General features: G+C 64.5%; 24 protein-coding genes. 12 read left to right on the plus strand and 12 right to left on the minus strand.

Going from position 1 to position 22,005, the window contains the following annotated elements:
* The first annotated feature begins 35 nt into the window (after positions 1-35).
* Positions 36-587 carry a hypothetical protein gene (locus AB1207_RS22410; RefSeq protein WP_367640877.1) on the plus strand — a complete coding sequence of 184 codons (552 nt, stop codon included), beginning with the start codon at positions 36-38 and terminating at the stop codon, positions 585-587.
* Positions 588-680: 93 nt separating this feature from the next.
* Here the strand turns inward: AB1207_RS22410 and AB1207_RS22415 are convergent, their stop codons facing one another.
* Positions 681-992: a hypothetical protein gene (locus AB1207_RS22415; RefSeq protein ID WP_367640878.1), complete on the minus strand. Its 312-nt coding sequence runs from the start codon at positions 990-992 to the stop codon at positions 681-683.
* 289 nt (positions 993-1,281) lie between these two features.
* On the opposite strand from AB1207_RS22415, the gene AB1207_RS22420 reads away from it, so the two are divergent.
* Positions 1,282-1,827, plus strand: coding sequence for a YkgJ family cysteine cluster protein (locus AB1207_RS22420; RefSeq protein ID WP_367640879.1), 546 nt, complete (start codon positions 1,282-1,284; stop codon positions 1,825-1,827).
* 26 nt (positions 1,828-1,853) lie between these two features.
* On the opposite strand, the gene AB1207_RS22425 is transcribed toward AB1207_RS22420, so the two are convergent.
* Entirely contained in the window at positions 1,854-2,240 is a 387-nt protein-coding gene (locus AB1207_RS22425; protein WP_367640881.1) for an FRG domain-containing protein, read from the minus strand.
* A 224-nt stretch (positions 2,241-2,464) separates the two neighbouring features.
* Between AB1207_RS22425 and AB1207_RS22430 the strand changes: the two genes are divergently transcribed.
* Positions 2,465-3,145 carry an EcsC family protein gene (locus tag AB1207_RS22430; RefSeq protein ID WP_367640882.1) on the plus strand — a complete coding sequence of 227 codons (681 nt, stop codon included), beginning with the start codon at positions 2,465-2,467 and terminating at the stop codon, positions 3,143-3,145.
* A 401-nt stretch (positions 3,146-3,546) separates the two neighbouring features.
* Here the strand turns inward: AB1207_RS22430 and AB1207_RS22435 are convergent, their stop codons facing one another.
* The 3 genes from AB1207_RS22435 to AB1207_RS22445 all read right to left on the minus strand — a co-directional run bounded on the left by AB1207_RS22435 (position 3,547) and on the right by AB1207_RS22445 (position 7,290).
* Positions 3,547-4,647: a BsuBI/PstI family type II restriction endonuclease gene (locus AB1207_RS22435; protein WP_367640884.1), complete on the minus strand. Its 1,101-nt coding sequence runs from the start codon at positions 4,645-4,647 to the stop codon at positions 3,547-3,549.
* A complete protein-coding gene (locus AB1207_RS22440; RefSeq protein WP_367640885.1) occupies positions 4,644-6,530 on the minus strand; it encodes an Eco57I restriction-modification methylase domain-containing protein in 1,887 nt (628 codons plus the stop codon). Before AB1207_RS22440 ends, AB1207_RS22435 begins: the two co-directional genes overlap by 4 nt.
* 298 nt (positions 6,531-6,828) lie before the next feature.
* Positions 6,829-7,290 (minus strand): hypothetical protein, encoded by a 462-nt coding sequence (locus AB1207_RS22445; RefSeq protein ID WP_367640886.1) that lies wholly within the window; start codon positions 7,288-7,290, stop codon positions 6,829-6,831.
* Positions 7,291-7,435: 145 nt separating this feature from the next.
* Between AB1207_RS22445 and AB1207_RS22450 the strand changes: the two genes are divergently transcribed.
* Entirely contained in the window at positions 7,436-8,041 is a 606-nt protein-coding gene (locus AB1207_RS22450) for a hypothetical protein (RefSeq protein WP_367640888.1), read from the plus strand.
* Between the two features lie 156 nt (positions 8,042-8,197).
* On the opposite strand, the gene AB1207_RS22455 is transcribed toward AB1207_RS22450, so the two are convergent.
* Together AB1207_RS22455 and AB1207_RS22460 are read right to left on the minus strand one after the other, a co-directional pair.
* Positions 8,198-8,467, minus strand: a complete 270-nt coding sequence (locus AB1207_RS22455; RefSeq protein ID WP_367640890.1) for a hypothetical protein — start codon at positions 8,465-8,467, stop codon at positions 8,198-8,200.
* A gap of 344 nt (positions 8,468-8,811) precedes the next feature.
* Positions 8,812-9,465, minus strand: coding sequence for a hypothetical protein (locus AB1207_RS22460; RefSeq protein ID WP_367640891.1), 654 nt, complete (start codon positions 9,463-9,465; stop codon positions 8,812-8,814).
* A 608-nt stretch (positions 9,466-10,073) separates the two neighbouring features.
* Between AB1207_RS22460 and AB1207_RS22465 the strand changes: the two genes are divergently transcribed.
* The 5 genes from AB1207_RS22465 to AB1207_RS22485 all read left to right on the plus strand — a co-directional run bounded on the left by AB1207_RS22465 (position 10,074) and on the right by AB1207_RS22485 (position 14,717).
* A complete protein-coding gene (locus AB1207_RS22465; protein ID WP_367640892.1) occupies positions 10,074-10,508 on the plus strand; it encodes a peptidase inhibitor family I36 protein in 435 nt (144 codons plus the stop codon).
* Between the two features lie 404 nt (positions 10,509-10,912).
* The gene (locus tag AB1207_RS22470; protein ID WP_367640893.1) at positions 10,913-11,569 is read left to right on the plus strand and encodes a hypothetical protein; all 657 of its coding nucleotides are present in this window, start codon (positions 10,913-10,915) and stop codon (positions 11,567-11,569) included.
* A gap of 107 nt (positions 11,570-11,676) precedes the next feature.
* Positions 11,677-12,807 (plus strand): peptidoglycan-binding protein, encoded by a 1,131-nt coding sequence (locus AB1207_RS22475; RefSeq protein ID WP_367640895.1) that lies wholly within the window; start codon positions 11,677-11,679, stop codon positions 12,805-12,807.
* A gap of 118 nt (positions 12,808-12,925) precedes the next feature.
* Positions 12,926-13,507 (plus strand): ABC transporter ATP-binding protein, encoded by a 582-nt coding sequence (locus tag AB1207_RS22480; RefSeq protein WP_367640896.1) that lies wholly within the window; start codon positions 12,926-12,928, stop codon positions 13,505-13,507.
* The gene (locus tag AB1207_RS22485) at positions 13,488-14,717 is read left to right on the plus strand and encodes an ABC transporter permease (protein ID WP_367640898.1); all 1,230 of its coding nucleotides are present in this window, start codon (positions 13,488-13,490) and stop codon (positions 14,715-14,717) included. Before AB1207_RS22480 ends, AB1207_RS22485 begins: the two co-directional genes overlap by 20 nt.
* Positions 14,718-14,990: 273 nt before the next feature.
* Here the strand turns inward: AB1207_RS22485 and AB1207_RS22490 are convergent, their stop codons facing one another.
* Both AB1207_RS22490 and AB1207_RS22495 read right to left on the minus strand, forming a co-directional pair.
* Positions 14,991-15,329, minus strand: a complete 339-nt coding sequence (locus AB1207_RS22490; RefSeq protein WP_367640899.1) for a histone-like nucleoid-structuring protein Lsr2 — start codon at positions 15,327-15,329, stop codon at positions 14,991-14,993.
* A 351-nt stretch (positions 15,330-15,680) separates the two neighbouring features.
* Positions 15,681-15,890, minus strand: coding sequence for a hypothetical protein (locus tag AB1207_RS22495; RefSeq protein ID WP_367640915.1), 210 nt, complete (start codon positions 15,888-15,890; stop codon positions 15,681-15,683).
* Positions 15,891-16,196: 306 nt separating this feature from the next.
* Between AB1207_RS22495 and AB1207_RS22500 the strand changes: the two genes are divergently transcribed.
* Positions 16,197-17,141, plus strand: a complete 945-nt coding sequence (locus AB1207_RS22500) for a DUF6602 domain-containing protein (protein WP_367640900.1) — start codon at positions 16,197-16,199, stop codon at positions 17,139-17,141.
* A gap of 252 nt (positions 17,142-17,393) precedes the next feature.
* Here the strand turns inward: AB1207_RS22500 and AB1207_RS22505 are convergent, their stop codons facing one another.
* On the minus strand, positions 17,394-17,669 hold the full coding sequence (locus tag AB1207_RS22505) for a hypothetical protein (protein ID WP_367640902.1): 276 nt from the start codon (positions 17,667-17,669) through the stop codon (positions 17,394-17,396).
* Positions 17,670-17,764: 95 nt separating this feature from the next.
* Between AB1207_RS22505 and AB1207_RS22510 the strand changes: the two genes are divergently transcribed.
* Positions 17,765-18,526 (plus strand): hypothetical protein, encoded by a 762-nt coding sequence (locus AB1207_RS22510; protein WP_367640904.1) that lies wholly within the window; start codon positions 17,765-17,767, stop codon positions 18,524-18,526.
* A gap of 459 nt (positions 18,527-18,985) precedes the next feature.
* Positions 18,986-19,618: a hypothetical protein gene (locus AB1207_RS22515; protein ID WP_367640906.1), complete on the plus strand. Its 633-nt coding sequence runs from the start codon at positions 18,986-18,988 to the stop codon at positions 19,616-19,618.
* 270 nt (positions 19,619-19,888) lie between these two features.
* Here AB1207_RS22515 and AB1207_RS22520 read toward each other — a convergent pair whose 3' ends face one another.
* Positions 19,889-20,329 (minus strand): helix-turn-helix domain-containing protein, encoded by a 441-nt coding sequence (locus tag AB1207_RS22520; RefSeq protein WP_367640908.1) that lies wholly within the window; start codon positions 20,327-20,329, stop codon positions 19,889-19,891.
* A 117-nt stretch (positions 20,330-20,446) separates the two neighbouring features.
* Positions 20,447-21,922, minus strand: coding sequence for a competence protein CoiA family protein (locus AB1207_RS22525; protein ID WP_367640909.1), 1,476 nt, complete (start codon positions 21,920-21,922; stop codon positions 20,447-20,449).
* Positions 21,923-22,005: the final 83 nt, after the last annotated feature.

The raw sequence follows: 22,005 nt of genomic DNA on the forward strand, positions 1-22,005 counted from the left end.
TCCTCCTGGGCCTCCTCGAGGACCGAACCTGGGCTGTGCGCAACGAGGCCGCCACCAACACGGCCGCCACGGCGCGAGTACACGAAGCAGCCCTCAACGATGCGCCCAACGACGTGGGCCGCAACGTCGCGCAGCTAGGAGATCGACTTTCCGCGGCGACTGTCCAACTGATCCTCGGCCACCCCGCGGTCGTGCTGAGAGCCGACCTCGCCGAGACGACCGTGGAGCCCATCGTTCTGATGCAGCTAGCCTCAGACCCCAGCCCCCGGGTGCGAGCATCGGCAGCCGCGAACGCCGGCACCGCGCGATTCTTCCGGAAGGAGGCGCTCTCACCCGTCACCGCTGCCTTGTTGGAGCAGCTCTGTCAGGACCCTCGCTCAGAGGTCAGAAGCGTCGTCGCCAAGTCCTCCGACCTGCCCACAGACCTCGTCAGGCGCCTGGCCCAAGACTCCTCAGCCGTCGTCCGGTGGTGGACGCTGGTGCACCACCCCGACGATGAGGTCATCGCCCGGCAACTGCTCGACGACAGCGATCCCACCAACGCCGCTCAGGCGGCCGCGAACCTCAGAGCGCTCGGTAGGAGCTGAGTCCCATCGCTGAGTGAGCGCCAACTCACCACCGCACGGTCATCCCGCCGTCCGCGCGCTCGGCGACCTCGCGGTCTTGTCTAGCAGCAGCCATCACCGGTCGTCGCGCGGCCCTCCACCAGAACGAACGTTGTGCAGCAAGATCACCAGCAGGAAGGGAACGTAGGCGGCCAGCACTCCGAACACCCACGACGTTGCCTGCGTCTGGGACAGTCCCTTCTCGCGGGTATAGGCCGTCACCATCGCCATGACCAGAAGCAGGGCCTGGGTCCAGGCGTAGCCGGGGGGCCGGGTGAAAGCGCCGCTGAAGATCGGCATCTTGCCGGGTGCATTGGCGCGAACCAGTCGTGCGCCCACCCAGATCGACAGGCCTACCGTCAGCGCGAGGGGCAGTAGCCAGATCACAGGTCCAACCTCGCAGACAACGCGCCCTGGTCGGGGCCCCTTGCGGACTTCACGGTCATCCCGCGGTGCGCGCAGCGCACGGTCATCCCGCGGTGCGCGCAGCGCACGGTCATCCCGCGGTGCGCGCAGCGCACGGTCATCCCGCGGTGCGCGCAGCGCACGGTCATCCCGCGGTGCGGGAACTGTCACCTGCCCCAAAATCGACCCAAAGCGGGACCCCGCGAAGTCGCGGCCAGCAGCTGCCGTCCGCGCGGCCCGGAGCGGTGAAGGCGGACCCGATGATGGGTGCGTGAGTCCCCGCCGTCCATCGCCTGGCCATCGCGAGCTCGAGGCGGCCATTGAGGAGCTGGAGGAGCTGTACGCCCAGCTGCCGGCGCTGTCCTGCCTGGGCCTGTGCGAGGCCTCCTGCGGTGAGCACATCGACGCCTCCACCGCCGAACGGCGCCGCCTGCTGGACGCCGGCGTCGACCTCGACGCCCCCACACCCGACGGAGCGTGTCCGGCACTGACGCGGACGTTCGGGACGGGGCGGTGCAGCGTGCACGCCATCCGCCCCACCATCTGTCGGCTGTGGGGTGCGACGGCCTCGATGCCCTGCTTACACGGCTGCCGACCTGAGGGCGGTCTGGTCGACGATGCGACCGCGATGCGGTGGATGATCACCAGCCTGCAGATCGGTGGGCACGGTGACCACCTCGACGACCCAGCCGTGCGCGAGCTACTCGAGCTGGCCCTGACCGACCCGCTAGCCGCGGGCCTGTTCAGCCGGTTCCTGCGCGGGGATCGCAGCGTCATCGGGCAGCTGTACGAGCGGATGGTCGCGCTGCGGGTCTGACCCCTGGGTAGGAGGTCAGCACGTCCTCACCACCCGCAGATCCGAAGAGCCGTCATAGGGTTGGCGGTGACGTCGAGGAGGCGCGTCGGAACTCCATGGTGCTGAAGCACGGCCAGCATGTGCATGTCGGTAGCGGAGGCCCCAAGGTCGCGGCCCAGTCCCCACCTCCGAGCCTCTTCCAGGATTTTGAGCTCTCGTGCTCGAAGTGTCTCTTCCGTTACCTCTCCCGAGGCTTCGACCTGCCGAATCAAGGATGAGGTGAGAGGCCACGCTGCATCATTCTGGCCACGCCAGGCGTAGGTTCGATCACTCGACAGGAGTGCAATATGGCTGATGAGCCTGAAAAGTTCTTCTGGTGTTGATATTCTGATTCCCCAGCCATGCGCTTCCCAGTCCACGCGTTGCATCGCCATGATCGGATCGTAGGGGTAGAACGGACCGGTGGTGGGTGAATTGGATATGTCACTGGCGGATCGGAGGGCTGTGAGTCCCGTGCAGCACCTGGCACCACTTGCCAGGTTCGCGCTGGCCAGAGCGCCGCAGGTGGGACAGGCCAGCGGCGTGATCAAACCGGCACGGCTCCGGGTGACTTCTGTAGTGTCAGGAAGAGCGTACTTCTTTTGGAAGGGAACTCCCGATGTCTGGCGCGACCGAGGCCGAAGAGCCGGCCACTGGCCTTGCTCGAGTAGGGCAAGGACTCGTCGAACAGCTCCTACGCCTGGGCATGGACGGGTTCGGTCCGTTCAAGAGCGCGCAGGAGTCTGCCCTGGGCGCGCTCGAGGGGCGTACACGGGAGCAAGCTGTCGCACGGCTCATCCGCAACCACTGCCTTGTGGCGGGTAGTCAGGGTGCGGTTACCAGTCTTGGGGGTTTCATAGTCATGCCGGCGACGTTGCCGGCCAACCTCGGCGCGAGTTACCTGATCCAAACCCATCTGGCTGCCTCGATCGCCCACGTCTATGGCCACGACCTCAAGAGCGAGGAGGTACGGACCGCCGTCCTCATGTGCCTGCTGGGCAACGCCGGAACCGAGGTACTCAAGCAGGTCGGTATCACGGTCAGCACCAAGTACACGATGACCATCATCAAGCGCATCCCCATCAGGGTGATCCGCAAGGTCAACAAGAAGGTCGGCTTCTACCTCGTGGCGAAGTACGGCACCACGCGCGCTGTCGTCACGCTCGGCAAGGGGGTGCCGCTGGTCGGAGCCGCTGTGGGCGGAACCATCGACGCTGTCGCGACCAAGGCCGTTGGATCCTTCTCCTGTAGTTTCTTTGACGGGGTTGGCGAAGAATCGCGAGAGGTCAGAAAGTCCTAACCGTCACGAGGTAAGCCGCGCGACCCTCGTGTGGCCGTACTCGTACTACCGGCCTTAACACTACGGGTGAACCGGTTCGGGGTGGGGTGAGCCAGTGGGAGACATCGGCTCCGATGCGCTGTGAGGTTTCACTCAGGAGCCGCAGCACTCTCTGAGTGCCGCTGGGAGGCCGAGGCTGGCCGGTGAGCCCCCTGGGGAAACATAGCGAGGGAGCTGAGCGTGCGGCTGCACGACCGACTGTCCGAGGACAGTACGTACAGCTGACAGCGCCGGTCCATGACCGGCGTGGCTCTGCTCCGGAGGCCCTGAGCGATGGGGTGGGGTGCGACCAGTCTGGCTGCACCCCACCCCATCGCGTCTCAAGATCCGGTCTGCGAGGAAGTTTCGTCAAGGTGGTCCGATCACGCGGGGCCTTCGGCAATCTCGTGCCAAGACAGTTCGCGGGTGGGTTCGTCCAGGAACCAGGCGTAGGTCCCGGTGCCGAGGTCCTTGAGGCGTTTGCGGGCGGGTTGGCTGTTGCGGGACTCGAAGGCGGTCACGAAGTGGCAGGTTTCGGGTTTGATGCGTTGTTCTTCGGCCCACTTCAGGAGGTCGTCACGGCGCCGGTCGCTGATGGGGCCGTCGGTGTGGACGGCCTCGATGATCCAGAACTCGACCGGGTTCGCACCGATGTCGACGAGGACGGCGTCGGGTAGCAAGGTCGCCTGGTCGATGGTCAGTCCGAGTCGAGTGAGTACGGCTGCGTCGGCCACGAGGATCTTACGGCTTGGCTCAGAGATGGTGAGGACGACCGGATCGTGGAGGCGGGCCGGGGCCCACTGTTCGACAACGCCTTTGAGGATGCGCGAGGCCGTTCCTGGTTCCAGTGTTCGGGTGGACCCGTCGGGCATGGTGACCCGTACCGCGTGGGTGGCTTGGTCGCGCTGCTGCGCGGTGGCGATCCGGAGGCGGTCGCCCGGGTCCATGTGTGTCGAGCGCCAGGCTTCGATGGTCTGCTCCAGGGCGGGACCTGTCAGGGTGGGGGCAAAGAGGTCTGCGAACTCGCTCGCCAGGGCCCATCGGGGTTTGCTGCTGCTGGTGGGTAGGCCGGGACGTTCACGGATGGCGCCGTGGTCCAGCCATCTGGTGAAGGTCTCATCACGCAGGGTCTCGCGGCTGTTGTCGGCGTACCAGTGTTCAGCTCGCACGCCCCACTGGGCCATCAGGTCGTCGACCTTCTTCTTGGTGTTGGTCAGCATGGCCTCGCGCCAGGCGGTGCGGTCTTGGTCGCTGTTGCGGGCCAGGACAGCGTCGGACATCCGCAGGCACATCGAGGGGCGGGCCCACACCTGGTCGTCGGGGACTGGGCTCTGCTCGGGCGCGACGGCGCCGACATAGATGAGCGCCACGACCGATGCTGCGGCCAGAGGGTTGGCGTGGACGGGGTCGAAGGCGGCCCGGGGGAAAATCATCGCCAGGCGTGCGGAGCATTCCTCGCGTGTGGGCAGGGTGCGGAACGTCACGAGGTGGTCACCGGCCGGTAAGTACGGGACACGGCGTCTTCAAGCTCTTGACCGGACAGTTGTTCCCAGGCGGCGAGAACGTCGCGACCAGGAAGCGGCAGGGTCTCCAGTTCATAGGCGCTGACCGCCACGCTGCCCGAGACGCAGCGCATGACTCGGTCCATCGTGGTGGTGCTCAGCAACCGGAGAAGCCCTTCGTGCGACATGGCGGGAGTTTCGGCCGTTGTTCCGGACGAAACGTCAGGCGGGGTGATGGGTCTCAGTACGTTGACGTGGTTCTCCACGACGACGCGACCACCCCACCGGTCTAGGTCGGCAGCACTCAGCCCAGCAACTACTAGACGACGGGGTTGCTCGGGAGCGGTGGTCCGCTGAGCCAAGATCGCAGGCCCTGCGAGCACCATGACCTTGAGGTCTGAGGCACCGGTCAGGGCGAGGTGTCGTAGGGAATCGCGAGCCCGGTCGCGGTGCAGGGTTCCACCGTCGATGTCGGCGGCCCAGATCACCTGTGCCGACGGCGTTGCCGGGTCGGTGCTGGCGGTGGTGCTCAGGTCCTCGGCGCGGCGGTTCCACACCAACGGTCCGGTGGAGGCTTTCCACCCTGCTTCGGCCAGTGTCAGAGGCAGCGCGTTCGCGGCCGCAGCGATCGCGGCGTCATCGGAGCGGCGAGGAAGCAGCCAGGGAGTCGCCTTGCGAGGTGTCTTCACCTGGGCGACCTCTTGCACCGCCTCCCGCAGCGTCTGCCTCAGCGTCTCCTGTGGCGGTGAGTCCTGACCCTTGGTGCTCTGCTGAGCGCCCGCAGCGCGGGGGGTGTCTTCGATGCGGGTGACCTTAGTCCGCAGTGCCCGCTTGCGGGTGAAGACCGACAGGCAGGTCTCCTGGAGGACGCCGGCGAAGACGTCGTCGCGGCTGGCGACGAAGGCGACGTCGCGCAGGCTGGTCGTGGTGGCCAGGGTGCGGCGCAGGTTGGTGAAGTAGCGCCCGGCCATGAACGAGGTGGGCACCAGTGCGGCAAGGGCGCCGTCTGGTTCCAGCGTGTCTAGGGCGGCGCCCATGAACAGGCCGTAGAGGTTGGCGTGGCCGTAGACGATCTTGGCGAAGCGTTCGCGGTCGGCCTCCTCGAGGCGGACCCGTCCGTAGGGGGGGTTCATCAGGACCGCCCGGGCAGGGGACAGATCGGCGGCCAGACCGTCGCCGACGCGGACCAGAGCGGGCAGCGGGCGGCGCAGGCGGGTCGGTAGGGCGGCAAGCAGCGGAAGCATCTCAGCGGCCAAGATCACGTTGGCCAACCAGACTGCCTGGGGGTCGTTATCGATGCCCTCGATCTTGGCGGGCAGACCCGCCAAGGCCAGTGGGGTCTCAACGCGCCGAAGGGCGCGCACCTGCTCCTGTACGACCGGCAGTAGAAGGGCGCCGGCACCGCAGGCGGGGTCGCGGACGAGTCCGGACAACATTCGGGACTTCGCGGTGGCCCCCAGGGAGCGGCGGGTCATCTGCCACAGCTGCTCGGCCAAGTGCTGTGGGGTGTAGTGACGTCCGTGGCGGGATCGGACGGTGGGGGTCAGAGCGCCGACGTAGGCCCCGCCCAGTCCGTAGCCGTCCAGGTCGTTGATGGTCGGGTCAGGGACATCGGCCAGGTCGGCGACCTCGGCGGTGATGGGCCCTTCTACAGCGGTCATCACGTCCAGCCACTGTCCGTCCAGCCCTGCGGCCTGTGCCCGCTCGCGCCACCAGCCGGGCACCGCCGCCAGGATGACCGCTGCCCGGGGGGCCAGCGGTCCAGCAGGGTCGACCGAGCCCAAGACGACACGGGCGGTGCGATTGTTGACCGGTGCCGTGGTGACCCGAGCGGCCAGGGACGCGCCGGCACGCAGCGCCGTCACGCTGCGGTCCTGGTGGTCTTGCTCAAGCCGGCGGCGATGAGCGTCGCTGCCAGCTCGCTGACCGACAAGCCCTGGCCCTCCGCGGCGATCCTCAGCTGCTCAGCGTCGGCCAGGGGCATGCGGATGAGAACGGCTTTGCGCTCACCACGCCAGTGCGAGCGCCGGTGGGGTGCGTCAGAAGTCAGGGCCACGGTCGCAACTTGTATCACCTTCGACCGTCACAGCGCCGTAGGCGCGCACGGTTGGCGAGCTGGCGCGGGGGGCCAGTACCGACGCGGCCCCCGACGCCCCCATGCGGCTACTCGAAGCGCCACTCCCGGCCGTCATCCTGCTTGTGCCACCACGGGTCGATGTCGTCACCGTGCACGCCCCACCGGTTGAGCCGGTGCGTACCGTCGTGCTCGGGCTCGTCGTCGAGCTCCAGGGCGAGCGTCGGCCGGGCAGTCAGCGAAGCGATCAGGTGCCGTCCAACGGGTGATGGGACGTTGATCGTCCGGCCCTCGTCGGTGTGGATCTCGTAGTCCTCATGGGGGCTGTTCTCGATTGGTCCGGCGGCGCGGACGGTGTAGTTGCGCATCATGGGGATCAGCATGTCGAGGATGGCTGGGTGCGTCTCGGGCTTGCGTGCCCACACCTGTGCAGCGCCCGGGAGGGCCGTCGAGGCTTCGCCAGCGGGCCCAGGGCGAGGCCGGCGGGGGTGACGGGCCAGCGGGACGCCGGTGGTGCGGGCCAACGTGAAGACGGTGACGGTGTTCAGCATGTTCGGGCTCCGCACGACCCCGTGGCAGGAGGTCCAGGCGCATCAGCAGGCCCACCGGCGGGCGGCAGCAGTCGGCGGGGCCGGGGACTGGACGGGCGCTGGCCAGGACGGCACAAGGGGTCGGGGTGATGGGATCGTGGGCGGCATGAGCCGGGACGCGGACCTGCGCATGGACGGGCGTCTGCGCGCAGGTCAGGACCGGCGCGATGGCCCCGCGGCGGCTGTGCCCGGGGTGGGGCGGTTTGAGGCGGCGGTGGCGCGGCTGGAGGACCTGTACGCCCAGCTCCCGGCCCTGGAGTGTCTGGGCCTGTGCGCGGACTCCTGCGGTGAGCACATCGACGCCTCCACCGTCGAACGGCGCCGGGTGCTGGCCGCCGGGGTGGACCTGGACGCGCCCACGGCGGATGGGGCGTGTCCGGCGTTGTCGCGCACGTTCGGGGCCGGGCGGTGCAGTGTGCACGCGGTCCGGCCGATGGTGTGCCGCCTGTGGGGGACCGCGGCCTCGATGCCGTGCCCGCACGGCTGCCGACCGGCGGGCGGGCTCGTGCAGGACACGCAGGTGATGCGGTGGATGCTGGCCAGCGTGGAGGCCGGTGGCCACCACGGGGGCTGGGACGACCCCGCGTTGCGCGAGCTTCTCGAGGTCGGGTTGTCCGACCCGGCCGCGGCGGGGTTGTTCGGCCGGTTCCTGCGTGGGGACCGGTCGGTGACCGGGGAGCTGTACGCGCGGTTGACGGCCCTACGCGCCTGAGCGTCTCCCGGCCCCGACCTGTACCTGCGCCGCGATACTCGCGTCTGACGGCGCTCGCGACCGACGGGGTCTCGTGATGTGGGAAAGTCCGACCCGGTCAGTGCCCGCGTATTCGGCGGCGGTGCGTCCTGGTCACCAGCTCGGAGTCAGCACCGATCACGACTTGGGGTGCCCCACCGTCTTGTCGGCGGTGATGTCGACGACGAAGTCCACCCCGTCTGGGCCCTCGGTGGAAAAGGCGAGGTTGGTGCCCTTGGCGATCTGGCCGAGGTCGACCTGTTGTTGGGCTCCTGTTTCCTCGTTATTGCAGACGAGAGGTGTTGGGGAGGGGACGGTGTCAGTCCCACCACTGGCTTGAAGGTGGAACGTGACTTGACCTGAGCCGCGGCACGCCATGAAGAGGGAGTAGTGAGCCGCCACCGTCACGGTTGTCTCCCCGTTGGTGGGACCGGGAAGTGTGCCCCGACCGAGGTAGAAGGTGTGTGTGTCGGGTTGCCGATCGGTGAGGAAGGGCCGGGGGTCCGTTGCGGTCGGAGTCCCTGGGGCGGCGCCAGTAGACCCTTGGGTTGTCCCGGAGGAGGAAGTGGGTGAGGACGGGCTTGTAGGAGCCGGCGTGGACGTGGCGGGAGTGGACACGTCGGTGGTCGGTGAAGCGGTCGATGAGGTTGTTGACGGGGTGGGGGTGCTCTGGGTGTCGTCGGAGCAGCCGGCAAGGAGCAGCACCGCCGCGGTGACTAGGGTCACCGCGGCGGCTGGCTTGGGTCGGTGGTTCACGGGATGTAGGGGCTGCCGTCGTCGCAGGCCGCCGGGCGGCTGCCGAGGGGGTTGGTGCTGGTCCAGGTACACCAGCCGACAGGCTTGTTCAGTGCCCCGAGGTAGTAGGTGATGCGCTGCTGGTTCTTGTGGGCGCAGACGGGAGCCGAGAGCTGGTAGAGGTCTCCGGTGACCGCTACCCGGTACCGTCCGTAGACGCCGTTCCCGTACCGGCCTGCCGGGACGTCGAAGCTCGAGGTGTTGGTGGTGTTGACGCTGGCGCTGGTGGAGACCGTTCCGTTCACGGTCGCCGAAATCTTCGCGAAAACTGCGGCGGACCCTTCAGCGGTGACCGACGCACTGGCGGAGGCGCCGACCGTGCCGGTGTACCCGATGCTCAGGGACATGCTGCCCTTGCTGCCGAAGTAGTTGCTGACCGGCGCACCGACTCGACCGATGTGGTCGGCCTTGACGCTGGTGTTGTCGAAGACCCACTGCCCTCGGCAGTCAGGGTTGCTCTGAGGGGTCACGACCGTGGGGGCGGCAGCGTTTGTGGAGGCTGTTGTGCCTCCGCTTGCCGCGAAGGCGGGTGAGCCGCCCGCCAGCATCGCCGTTGCGACCAGTGTCGTTGCGACGAGTCCAACCCGCCTGCCTGCCTGCTTTGTGAGCATTGCAGTTCCTCCCTAGCCCCGGGAGCGGTCTACGTCGAGCCGCTCATGGCTGTGATCCCAGCACAAGGTCGCTGTTGGTGGCAGCCGAACGATGAGGTACCCCTCCTTAAGGAGGGGTAGGGGACCTCCCCCCACGGAAGTAGCGAGTGCGGTGAGGCTTGGCCTGGGGATGCCCGCCTTCGAGACGGGTGGTGGGTGTGTAACGAGCCACGTCGAGGGTTTGCCCAGTTGAGGTTGCCCAGGAGGGTGGGGTTGCTCGCCGGGCGGCAGCCTGCCGCAGGAGCCGCACTCTCGAAGAGCGAGACGTCGGGCGAGCGTGTCCCTTCGCAGGACCCGGAGGGTCTCGGTTGCTCTTGGAGCCGGGGCCGTCGTCGAGCGACCGGTTGCGGTCAGGGAACGTGGATCTCTGCTCCGAGCGTCCCGACGCCCTGGCCCCCTTTAGGGGGGCAGTAAGACGCACAGCTCCGAACTTTAGTGTGACATGCGTCACAGCTGACGGCCCATAACTCAAACCGACCCACAGGGTAATCACAGCCTGTTACGTTCACGATGCGCAGCGATGGCTGACGCAGAGCGACCCACAAGGGTCCTGAGGGGGAGGAAGATTCATGCCGAGCTTTCTGCGAAAGAGTATCGCCGGCGGAGCAGTGATGGTCGCTGCAGCCGCAGGCGTTCTCCTGACAGCACCCGCAGCGTCCGCCGGCGACGGCGCATGTCCCAGCGGTCAGGTTTGTCTCTTCAGGTTCAGCCAGTACGACGGTGGACGTTGGGGGAGCGCGAGCGACGTCAACCAGTACAACACCGTGGTCTACGACGGTACGAACATCAACGGCGGCGACTCTGCCTCTGCCATTAACAACAATGCCACTCGATGCACCCTTCGCGCCTTCAAGGACAGCTTCCAGAGCGGCGCAAGCTTCAACCTCAGCTACCCAGCCCGCGGGGGTACATGGCGTGACCCCAACCTCAGCAACGGTGCGGGTGACAAGCCGGGCACGAACTTCGACGACAGCCTGTCGAGTCACGACTTCTGCCCCGCCTGACCATCAGCCAACGGCCCCCGGTCCCGCCATCGTGCGGTGCCGGGGGCACTGTTATGTCCAGTCCGTGCAGACTCTGTAAGTCCACTGTGCAAGCTGGCTCATACGTCCACTACGACTGATCGACCTCGACTACCCATAAGATACGAACTATGGCGCACCTCAGCCCCATAGGGTCGAGCAACTGCTAGTCAGATATCCAGACACGTGCTCAGACCGTTGGAGGACTCACCATAATGCGTAGGACTTTTATCTCCGCCTCTACAGGACTGGTGCTGGCGTCCGCGCTTCTGCTATCCGGTTGCTCCAAGTCATCTTCGGCGGATCAGCAGCCGGCAGACTCGACCGCCAAAGCTGTAATTGACAAAGTTAGTGGAACTATTCGGCTACCTCTGGACCGTTACGGCATGAATCACTCCGAGCAAGCGACTATCGATCTCGGATATCAACTTGCGACGCGTGATTGCATGAAGAAAGACGGATTCGACTACCAGGTGGTTGACGCTCGCGCCGATCCGACCCCTGTGGATAGGCGCTACGGTGTATGGGTTGAAAACGAGGCTGCTCAGAATGGATACGAAACTCCGGCCGACACGCCGTCGCAAGTAAAGTTGCAGCAGCTCAATTCTGCCGCGAACCCCGAGGGTTGGGACGCCTCCCATCTGCGCTGTGGTCAGGAAGCTGCGAAGACTTATATCGCTAACTCCTTGCCATCAGACCTTAGCGCATTCCAGGGGTACGAGGACTTCATGACTCTTCCTCAGACCAAAAAAGTTCTGGATGACTGGCGGCAATGTCTTTCCAGTCAGAACGTGAATCCGCCGCGTGACGGCTGGGTCCCTTCTTCTGCGATGAGCGGCGGCAAAGAAAATGAGATCAAGATCGCCCTGATCGACGTTAAATGTAAAGAGGAAAACGGCACCGTTCAGAAGCTGGCTGACATCGAGGCATCTTTGCAAATGCCCAAGGTGCGCGCCGACGAACCTCAGCTGGTGGATCAACGGAAAGCTGTTGATGACGCTCTAAAGGCGGCAAACAAGATCATTGCGGCGAACGGTCTATGACGCGCCGTCAAGACACCATCCGATTTGTCGCTCGGCCCGGAATCTTAGTTGCCGTTGTCGTTTCTTGCGCTGCGCTTACCGGGGCCGGATTCTTGGCAGGCACACAAGTGAAGTCGCCTGCCGACGCAGCCGCAGAACGGGCTCCAGCTGCAATCACAACGTATGCCCAGGTTGAAGACCGTTCTGTTACCCCCAGTGTTGTCCTTCAAGGAAAGGTCACTGCACAAAGCACCTTGCCTGTGAACGCGTTCCTTCCTCAGGGCACGTCACGCGCCGTCGTGACTGAGACGCCTCTGCAGAATGGGGCAGCAGTTTCTGACGGTTCTGTCTTGGTCGGAATCTCAGGAAGACCCGTCATTGCGCTCATGCTGCAAGCACCGCTTTACCGGTCGCTCCACTCTGGCGACGAGGGAGACGACGTCTCCTCGGTTCAGCAGAAGCTAAAAGATCTGGGCTTCTTCAGGGGCCGACTCACTGGTCGGGTCGACAATGAGACACAACTCGCCGTCGCCAAAATGTACGACAGTCTTGGATATGAGCCGCCGGCTCCTTCCGCGGATGTTGAGTCCGCTAAAAATGACGCCGAGAACGCGCTCCAAGAGGCGCAGCAGGCGGTTCCGTCCGATCCTGCTCTCATCAAGTCGTTGACAATGCAAGTGCAAGCTGCGAGAGCTGCGGCAGGTACATGGATCAACCTCGACGAATGGTTCGCTGTCCCCCAAGGAGCCATCGTAGTGAGCGCACCCGTTAAGGGTTCTCAGATTGAGGTTGGTCAATCAGTTATGAACCTCAGTGTCGGAAAAAGAACTGTAACGGCTCGCGCAAACCTCCTCCAGCTCGAGAGCCTGCCCTTGGGGACGCGGGTCAAGGTGGCCCTCGTCGGCGCTCCCGACTCGGCCCTGACGGGGAACGTGCTGTCAATCGGTTCTTTCGTGGAAGCCGACGCGAATGGAAGTCAGGCGGGTAAAGATGTGACAATAGAGGTGCCAGCCCAAGATGACGACGACATTCCGGCCGACGCTGCAGTCCAGGTGTCTACGTCAACTGTGGCGGCACCGGGCCCCGCGGTTCCACTGACTGCTCTCCGACAAGATTCAAAAGGAACTTTCGTCCTAGCCAAGGCTCAGGCGGGACCTAAGCGCGTTGATGTTTCTGTCAGTCGTCAAGCAGACGGATGGGCGGCTCTCGCCAACGCCGGCTCTCTCCGAATCGGTGACAGCGTTGTAACGAGCATGTAGGGAGACAACCTCGATGCCTGCCCTCCTCAGTCTCTGCGACGTCGAACGGACCTACTCTGGACCACCGCTCGTCCGAGCCCTAAGATCAGCCAACCTGTCCGTCGAGCCAGGCGAGTTCGTGGCAATTACGGGACCCTCGGGTGCGGGCAAATCTACGCTGCTGAACATTATTGGCCTGCTGGATACGCCATCATCAGGCCTCTATTGTATAAATGGTCAAGACGTGTCTGCTTTGACCACTCGAGCAAAAGACAATCTACGCTCACGAGTGTTCGGATTCGTTTTTCAGTCATCATATCTGCTTGCAAGTCGTACCGTGGCCGCCAACGTTTCCCTCGGATTGGCTATTCAAGGTCTCCCTCGACGAGAGAGGGTCCCTCGAGTCAAAGAAGCTTTAGAGATTGTTGGTGTTGGCCACAGGTGGGATGCATTAGGTAAAGATCTGTCAGGCGGCGAGAGGCAACGGGTCGCTCTGGCTAGGGCCTTGGCGACTCGTCCGCAGATCGTGTTGGCAGATGAGCCGACCGGTAATCTGGATAGCGAGAACACCGAGAATGTCATTGATCTTTTCGGTCGCATTCACGCAAGTGGAGTGACTCTTGTAGTCATCACCCATACTGCCGCCGTAGCCGAGGCCGCCAGCCGGGAAGTCCGCATTCTCGACGGGAGGATGACCGACCTTGAAGAAAAAACACGATAGATCGGGGCACAGCCTCTCTATTGTCGATGACGTCCTCGATACGCTTTCAAGTCTCGCCGAAAAACCGGCGCGCTTCATCCTGCTCATCATTGTGTTTTCTCTCGGCGCCGGAGGGGCAGTCGCCGCTAGAGGCATCACAGAGTCATCGGCGGAGCAAGTTGCTCAATCCATCACAAGCTCCTCTCTTGACTGGGCCACCTTTCGGGTCACGGAAGCGGAGGCAGACAATGGATCTGCCCTCAACCCTGCAGCTTCGGGGCGCTTCCCGAACGTGGGTGTTGCCCGTCTTCATTCACTTCCGCACGTATTGAGTGTTGGGCTGAGCTGGACAATTCCTAGCGATAAAGTCTCCGTGAGCCAGCTGGCCGGCTCTGAGTCGGCCTCAGAGGTTCGGGTGGTGGGAGCAAACGGTGATTGGATTCGGCAGAGTGGTGTGGTGTCTACCCCCAGCAATTCGCCCGACCTCCTCGATATCTCGAATCTGACGAATGTAGCGCTGGTAGGTGTCGTAGCAGCCAAGCAGCTGAGTGTTCAAGGTGGCGGCATCGGCCAGCAAGTGTGGATCAATGGGGAACAGTTTACTGTTGCTGGTCTCCTGGTTGATGGCGGTGACGGTGGTATCAATAACTCGATTGTCATCTCTGGTTCGGACGCAGATCGAATCTCGCAGAACGCTGGCGAACAGCTGCTTACAATCCACACGACACCTAACGCGGCGAGCGTAGTTTCCGAGGCCGTCCCTCCTACCCTGGATGCGACGAACCCTGGCCGATATGTGGCTGACTCTGTTGTCGACCTCAGCAATCTGCGTCGCGGTGTGTCGTCGCAAATGGCGCGGACAGTCGCGGTTCTTTCACTTCTGCTTTTGTTTGCCGCCAGCGTGACAACAGCAAACACTATGATCATGTCGGTCATGACGAGGACCCCAGAAGTTGCGCTGCGCCGAGCGATGGGTCTGTCCAAACTGCGCGTTGCCCGCCTGTTTGTTCTCGAAGGCGGGTTGATTGGAGCGCTGGGTGGATGTGTGGGGGCTGCCCTAGGGATCATAGGGGTTGTGATTGGGGCACTAGTCCAAGATTGGACACCAGTTCTTTCGGTCTCCTTGGTCCCGTTGGGGGTGGCGTCTGGGGCGATTGTCGGTGTCTTGTCAGCCCTGTACCCAGCGTTGCGTGCAGCGAGGATCGACCCATCTATTGCTATGCGCGCGTAGTTCCCGGACGGTAGCGTTGGCGGCAGTTCTAGGCGAGCGCGGATGAGGTCTTGGGTATCGGTTATGCCGGCGGTGATGGCGTCTCAGCGCCGGCCGCAGCGCAGCAGCAGCGTGCGCGGAAGGTTGCGCCGCTAGTTGTGCGGCGGATTCTCAATGATCAGCATTAGCCGTCTCACCTGATGGACCCGGGCCGGGCCTGGGGACCTCCCAGGCCCCTATCTGGGGGCCCGGGAGGTTGCCGAGGCGCGTCCTTGGCTGGCTGTATAGATCAGGTCAGTGGTTGGCTTCCTGGAAGCGCACAATGAGGTCGTTGCTGAGCCGGCCTCGTTCGGAGACCGAGATCCCCTGGGCCTTGGCCCAGTCCCGCACCTGCTGGGTGTCAGGCCGGTCGGCGGCCGGCTGGGCCGATGCTCGTCGGGTGGTGGGAGGGCGGCGGCTGCTGAGCTTTCGGGCGCTAATTACGTAAGTCGTGACGGATTCGCGCAGCTGCTGGGCGTGGGGGGCGTTGAGGTCGATCTCATAGTTGATCCCGTCCAGGGCAAAAGTAATGGTCTCGGTGGCCTCGGAGCCGTCAAGATCGTCAGTCAGCAGAACACGGGTTGTTTGAGCCATGCGGCCCATGATGGTGCAAGTCGCCCGGACAGTAGCCTTCGGGCTTGGTCGACCCAGCAACCCGCACCTCCCCGGATCAGCCGTTGCCCGTGCTGGTGATGAGGTGGGCGGGGAGCCCGGGGAGCCCAGGGAGCCCGGGGACGCCCGCACCGCGGGTGATTTGGGCGGCGGTGATGTCCTCACCGCTGGTGCCGTCCCCGCGCTGAGCGGCCAGGACCTTCTCCCAAGATATCCCCCCCCTGCACGCGGGAGATGCCCCCACCGCGGGTCCGTAACCTCGCCGCTGATGGAGTGTCTGTCGCGGTGACCTGCCGGGTGCTGGGCTTCTCCAAGTCAGCGGCGGGCGCCGCGTCACCGCTCGCCAGAGCCCCAGCCCCCCTCGAGGTCCACGACGACGCGCTCGCCCGTGCACAGGGACTCTATGGCGGCGGCGCACACCGCGGTCGCGGCGTACCCGTCCCGGACATCCGGGCCGTCGACGTTCGTCCCCGCGCGCACCGCGTCGACCCAGCGCTGCACCTCGCAAGCCGCGGCGGAGCGTTCGGCGGGCAGGTCTACCACTAGTGGCGCACCAACCAGTCGCCGACGGGACTGGAAACGACGCCCACCTGGTCAACCGTGCCCGCGGCATCCGCCACGACGACATCGGACGGACCCCGAGTTCGGCTACCGCCTCATCGTCGTGAGCTCGAGCGTCAGGGTGTGGCGGCCTCCCGCAACCGCGTGAACCGGCTCTGGAGCCTGCAGAAGCTGCGCCTGGCTTGCACCTTCTCAGGCAGCTAAGTGGTCGCGATGGCAAGTAACGCGCCCTCGCTGAATCGCACGCAACGCCGACGCTCGAGACGGTGACGTGTATATGGTCGAGACATGAGTTCCAGCGCCAAGACCTATCTGTACCAGAACTACGTGAAAGGATTGCAAACTGCGATCAATAGCGCACTAGCTACTGAATTTCACCCCGGATTCGCCTTCGATGCTGGCGACGAGTATGAAGTTATCATGTGTAGAGTTCTTCGGCGAATTCTTCCGAACACCTACGGCATTGCAAGGGGGCATATCGTCTCAAGTGACGGTCAAAGCGTGGGGGATGACATCATCATTTATGATCAATTGCGGATGCCTACGCTTGCACTCCGCACCCAGGGAGACTACTCACAGAAAGAGTTCGTTCCCGTCGAGGCCGTCTACGCGTACATTGAACTCAAGCACACCCTGAACATAAAAGGCGACCTCGGCGACGGACAGAGTCTTGCAAAAGCGCGCAAGCAGGTTAGTGAAGCTAAGAAACTGCTGTCTAGGAGACTTTCCGTTCCTCTGCAGCAGTTGACCCCCATGGTCACGCTTGGAAGCACCGTGGAGGTATCGCCACCCCCGGGATATCCGGACACGAGGAACCCTCCGTATGGGGTAATCTTCGCGCGCAACGTGCGAGACAAAAAAGGTGACCGCGAATACTTGACAACTTTTGAAGAGATCCGCGGGAGCTTTCTCAGACAAGAAGGCCAGGCTCCCGTCGAGAGTGAGTTCGGCGCAGATCTGATCCTGCTCGGCGGCAACGTTCTCATGCTTCCCGTCAGCTTTGAGGAGGATCCCGCTGTCGAGCACTCTCGGGCTCGTTCCCCGTTTCTAGCTCTAGGCGGGCCAGATCCCCATACTCTCGGTCTATGCGCAGCCGACGGGCACGCGCCCGCCATGGCCATCCTTTTTTTGCTCTGGGCTCTCGAGTACATGGAGCTTGGTCAGATGCCCTGGTCGTCAATTCTTGATGACGCGTCCGGCGGTCCGATCAAAATCGGGGATGAAGACGAGTGAAGTGCTGCAAGGCCTTCACCCCGGATCGCCCAATCAGGGTCGAGCTCGGCCACGACGTCGCGAGGAGCCAGGGCGCGATGAGCCACCGCTTGAGCACAGTCCCAGCTGCAATGGGAACGCTGGGCGGTCTTGGTCACGTGTCCTTCTTCGCACTTAGTATCCGCAAGCGGGGCGGGTAAGGCGGGTTGCCCCGGCCCTGAGAGTGGGCCGTCATTTAACGGCCGGGGTCGCGGGCGCCTGCCTACTGCCGGGTCAGTGTTTGATCAGGTTCAGGCGTAGCGGTGCGGGGTGCAGTTCGGTGATGATGCGGGCTGGGACGTCCGGCGCGACCAGGGAGACCAGGAGCAGCCCGCGCAGGGGCCGGCGAGGCCGACCCATCGTTGCGGAGTGCTGAGCCAGGTCGGGAACAGTCAGACCAGCCTGCATCCCCTTCACCGCGTGACCGCCCGAGGGGACAGCACGGCAGAAGCCTCCGACACGCAGCCCCTGGCCGGCCGGGTACGGCCGGAGATGCTGCGTGATCGACATCAGCCCATACGGAGCGGTTGATCAGCCGAATACGGCGGCACCAAGCAGGCCGTCCTATCGACGAAGGGAAGTCTATCCAGCTACGATCGGTAACTGTGAGTGACCTATCGAAGCTTCATGGAGTCTTCGCCCGACGTGTCACTGAGAACACCGTTGGCCCTGCGGCAACGGTTCTGATCGGAACGTCAGTGGGTCTGACTATGCATGATGCGGCTGCTGCCGTGACTGCGGGGGTGGGGGTAACTGCAGCGGCGCAACTGATTGATTGGCGAGAGCGTCACAGGAAATCTCGCGCTGAGATGCTTTTAAAAATTGTGCAGCAAAGCGGTGTCGGTGAGGATTCGCTAGCCGCAATGACGGAGGACCCAGTTAGGGCCCGTACACTAGGTGAGGCCCTGGCGGGCGCTGAATCTGCAACCTTCCATGCGAAGATCATTGCGCTTGGAAAAGTGCTAAGCGATTCGGCGAACACAGTGAACATGGTCGAGCAGCGAAGGCTACTCGACCAGTCTATTGTGCTCGGATCGCTGGAAGAGCTGGATGTGGCTGTTCTTGATTGCTTCAGCTTGGATCCACCTCAAACTATCTACCCTGATGAGCGACCAGCGGCGGAACGTTCTTGGCGATGGGCCGCCCTGAATCTTCAATTAAATGAGAGCGAATTGAAGTTAGGTCATCTACTGGCTGCAACTTTGAGTCGACTAGTGGGTCAGGGTTTGGTGTATCGCGACGCTAATGATGTGGACGGCGAATACTGGGGTCGGACCGGATATGGGGACAAGATAATGACCCGCCTATACGAAGCTAGAGATATTTCATCGGAAATTATCAGCAGGGAGTACGATCCGGCGGGATGAATACTTTGTTGGTGTATTTCGTCGGCTACCGAGCTGGTGCCTAGGCTCTTCGGATCTACGGGTGGGGAGGATGAGCTGACCTCTTGGCCAAGGGGCAGGCCCGTAGCGAGACCATCCGCTCGTACAACTGCCCCGGTGACGGTCCGGTCCCCGCGCAGAAACCGGCTTAGCAGGCCCGCGGCCTCCAGATCGGTCAGGCTAACTCGAGCAGCTCCTGCGCGCCGGGGTTATCGAGGTGGTTGCCGTGGCAGCCGGTTTGCAAGCTACTGATCATCCACCGCATCGCGGTCGCGTCCTCGGCCAGACCACTCTCAGGTCGGCAACCGTGCGGGCACGGCATTGAGGGGTCCTCTAGAGATAACGATGCCACTCCCTGTATAACCGGCGGTCCTGCCGAAAAGAGGGGTGTGCCTGACGTCGGCGGCTCTAGGATTCATACAGGTCCACATCAGGAGTGACATGCGACTCGCAGACGCCACCGGCGACGACGACCCCGAACGCTTGATCAGTGGCCCCGACGCGGCTGCCATCCTCGGTACCGGCCTCCAAAGGCAAATGGTGGAGGTGCTGCTGCCATCCATGAGCCTCGTCCGGTTGCAAACGGACCAGCTCGTCCCCCGTCTCTTACCCAGCCTCAGTGCACTCTTCGACACCAAGGCACTCCTCGGGGTCGACATGGATCAGATCGTGCCCCGTCTCCTCCCTGACCTAGGAGCGCTCCTCCCCGCCTTCGACACAACGGCACTACTCGGTCCCGGTGTGGGCCAGATGCTCCGAACGACTCTCAGTAGGCAAGAGCGACAGGAGATCGAAGACGCCATCCGGGAAGCGACTGAGCTGACCGAGGAGGTCGGTGACATCGACCTACCGGACTCCCTCGACGAGGTCCTCCCCGAGAACCGTCGGGCACGCCTGGTCGCCTTCCGTGCACGGCTCGGGGACACGCTCCAGAAGCTCGCGCACACGGAGAAGGTGTTGCAAGGCAGAGTGAAAGGCGCCAACGAGGCGGTGGAGACGTACTCGAAGGGAATCCAGAACCTGATCTCCGCTCTCGTGGTCCTCTACGTCCTCATCGACCAGCTCGTGAAGTAGCGTCACTTACCTCACCTGCCCGCGAGTAGCTTGCTCGGTAGTTGCTAGCAGAAGGCCATCAGGAGGTTCGGGTAGTGAGATTCGACGCGCTGCGTCGTCCGTCGCGGGGGGCGAGCTGGGTCACCCGCGGTTCCTTGATGCCCATGGGAGGCACGACATCGCGGTAGGTGAGGCCGGTGTCTTGGAGCGTCACGGCCAAGCGCCGCCAGCCCCAGAGAAGTCACCCCCTGTGGGCCAGGGTGCCGTTCTCCGGTGCGCCGGCCGCCACGTCTAGGGGGCGCCCGGGGGCATGTCGAAGCCGGTGAGCGCCGGGGGTCGCTGGGTGGGGGTGTCGGCGGTGGCGCGGGCTACGAGCTTGTCGATGGCGGGGCGTGAGACGCCGAGGGCTTTGGCGGTCTGGGTGGCGCTCAGGCCGCCGCGGCGCAGGGACAGGGCCAGGTGGCGCCACTGGCTGCGGGCCTGGTCGAGGGCGGCTGTGGTGGCCTCGTTCTCTGTGCGGTCTGCGCTGACCTCGGCGTGCAGGTCGGGGGCAGGGTGCCCGGGGGCCAGTGCGGCGCCGTCGCCGCCGGTCTCGAAGAGGGTCGCTCCGGTGACTTCGTCGAGGTGACCGATGTGGCCCAAGACGCCGTCCAGGGTGTGGGCATCGGCGTCGTCGACGTGGTCAGCCGGGGTATTGCGCAGCAGACGCCAGAACCAGTGATCCCGGGGCACTAACGACGAGCGCGGGAGCGACCTGCGCCGGGGACTCGAACGGCCAGGTGAGCAGTGGCACCACTGTCTTGGCTGATGTGGCGTCCTACGTCTGGAGTGACTGCCGTGTTGCCGTGGTCAGGGGCAATGTCCACGGCCGCGGTTCAGGCACCAGTGCGGTGTCGAGGGGTTGGCAGCGTTCTCTACCGGGATGGCGGTCGTGAACACCTCGACGGCTGGACTGGCCAGGGCTCGCTCGCTGGCGCGTCGGCTGACCTCGCGGCTGCATCGCGGGCAGCTGAACCCCACGCCCCGTGAAGGGCCGTGGCTCCATTCTTTCTTGCGCATCCCGAAGATTGCGGGTTCACGAACGGCACGGTGCTGTGCTGCGAACTGGCCCACGAATTCGCGGACGAACGCGGTCCCCACCGGGTGCCCGGGCAGCAGCCCCTGCGGCAGGTAGGGCGCAGGGGCTGAGATGGTCAGGCCGCACGCTCCGTGCTGGGTGGTGTCCACGTCGAGTAGCGACCACAGCCACAGGCTGTGCCGGCAGCCGTAGCAGTGCCCTGGGTGCACGGAGATGGTCAGCTGCACCGGACGCAGGGGTACAGCTGCACCATTTAGCGTCGCTCTGGCTACCTGGCGGTGCTGTCCGAGGTGGGTGTGCTGTCCGAGGTGGGTGCGGAACTGCACCGCCCCGCCCAGTAGTGCACGGACCATGGTGTGCACCGGCAGACCGAACGGGTTCGCGGACGCGACCTGCCGGGGGCGGAACGAGGCGTCTGTGCGACGTCGTACCTCCAGACCGGCCAAGTCAGCACGCCCCCTACGGCCGTGGCCCGCAGCCTGCACTGTCTGGCCATCCACACCCACATCACCGGAGTCTGGACCGGCGCTCGCGGGGCCAAGGAGGTCGGTGTAGGGGACGGCGTCGATGATGTCGAGACCAAAGATAGGTAGGTCCTTGCGCGGGTACAGCCCCGGGACGTGGTGGCGGGCGAACCAAGCGGCGCGGACGCCGTGGCGGGCGTAGCGCTCCTGACGTGCCTGATACTCGCCCAGCGATTGACGGGACCACTGCACCTCGAAGGCAACCCTCGTCGGAGATGGGATCTGGTCAACCACTCCGGGAAGCCCGGCAGCGTCGACGGGGTCCGACGGGGCAGCGGCTGGATTGCTGGGGCTGGCTTGACCGTCCCGGGCCCAGCCGAGCTCGCGAAGTGGGGTGTGGGGTTTGACGGCGAGGACGTCAGCGATCCATGTTCCGTCCTTGCTGCGGGCTTCGGGGATGGGGTGCCAGCCTGCGGCGTGTACGGCGGCGACGATGACGCTCTTGGTCAGGAGGTGTTCGGCGGTCTCGGGGGCGTGGTCGCATTGGGTGCCGCGGCGGTGGTGGACGAAGTGGCGGGTGCCTAGAGGGCTGGTGCGAGCGAATGCTCGTTGACCGCAGGGGAGGGTCAATGCCGCCGTGCCCTGCCCGCTGGAGGTTTTGGGGGTTGGCGGGACGGCTTGTGCTCGACCCGAGTGTGACCTCGAGGTCAGGGCTGTCCAGGTCTCGTCGTTGAGCAACGTAGCGATGATGAGGTGGCCATTGAGCAGCGCTGACAGGGGCATGCTGCTTCCTCCTTCCGCACTGCTCGGTGCCGCGAGCCATGGCAGCGGCGCCGGGGAGGCTCGCGCGTGGAAGGGGGGGGGGG

Origin of the sequence: Kineococcus endophyticus (assembly GCF_040796495.1) — a bacterium.
GTDB classification, from domain to species: domain Bacteria; phylum Actinomycetota; class Actinomycetes; order Actinomycetales; family Kineococcaceae; genus Kineococcus; species Kineococcus endophyticus.

Excerpts from the sequence above, each read along its gene's own strand:
- AB1207_RS22425 (WP_367640881.1), bottom strand. The coding sequence starts at position 2,240 with ATGGCGATGCAACGCGTGGACTGGGAAGCGCATGGCTGGGGAATCAGA.
- AB1207_RS22430 (WP_367640882.1), top strand. The coding sequence starts at position 2,465 with ATGTCTGGCGCGACCGAGGCCGAAGAGCCGGCCACTGGCCTTGCTCGA.
- AB1207_RS22445 (WP_367640886.1), bottom strand. The coding sequence starts at position 7,290 with ATGCTGAACACCGTCACCGTCTTCACGTTGGCCCGCACCACCGGCGTC.
- AB1207_RS22450 (WP_367640888.1), top strand. The coding sequence starts at position 7,436 with ATGAGCCGGGACGCGGACCTGCGCATGGACGGGCGTCTGCGCGCAGGT.
- AB1207_RS22460 (WP_367640891.1), bottom strand. The coding sequence starts at position 9,465 with ATGCTCACAAAGCAGGCAGGCAGGCGGGTTGGACTCGTCGCAACGACA.
- AB1207_RS22465 (WP_367640892.1), top strand. The coding sequence starts at position 10,074 with ATGCCGAGCTTTCTGCGAAAGAGTATCGCCGGCGGAGCAGTGATGGTC.
- AB1207_RS22470 (WP_367640893.1), top strand. The coding sequence starts at position 10,913 with ATGAATCACTCCGAGCAAGCGACTATCGATCTCGGATATCAACTTGCG.
- AB1207_RS22490 (WP_367640899.1), bottom strand. The coding sequence starts at position 15,329 with ATGGCTCAAACAACCCGTGTTCTGCTGACTGACGATCTTGACGGCTCC.
- AB1207_RS22500 (WP_367640900.1), top strand. The coding sequence starts at position 16,197 with ATGAGTTCCAGCGCCAAGACCTATCTGTACCAGAACTACGTGAAAGGA.
- AB1207_RS22505 (WP_367640902.1), bottom strand. The coding sequence starts at position 17,669 with ATGTCGATCACGCAGCATCTCCGGCCGTACCCGGCCGGCCAGGGGCTG.
- AB1207_RS22515 (WP_367640906.1), top strand. The coding sequence starts at position 18,986 with ATGCGACTCGCAGACGCCACCGGCGACGACGACCCCGAACGCTTGATC.
- AB1207_RS22525 (WP_367640909.1), bottom strand. The coding sequence starts at position 21,922 with ATGCCCCTGTCAGCGCTGCTCAATGGCCACCTCATCATCGCTACGTTG.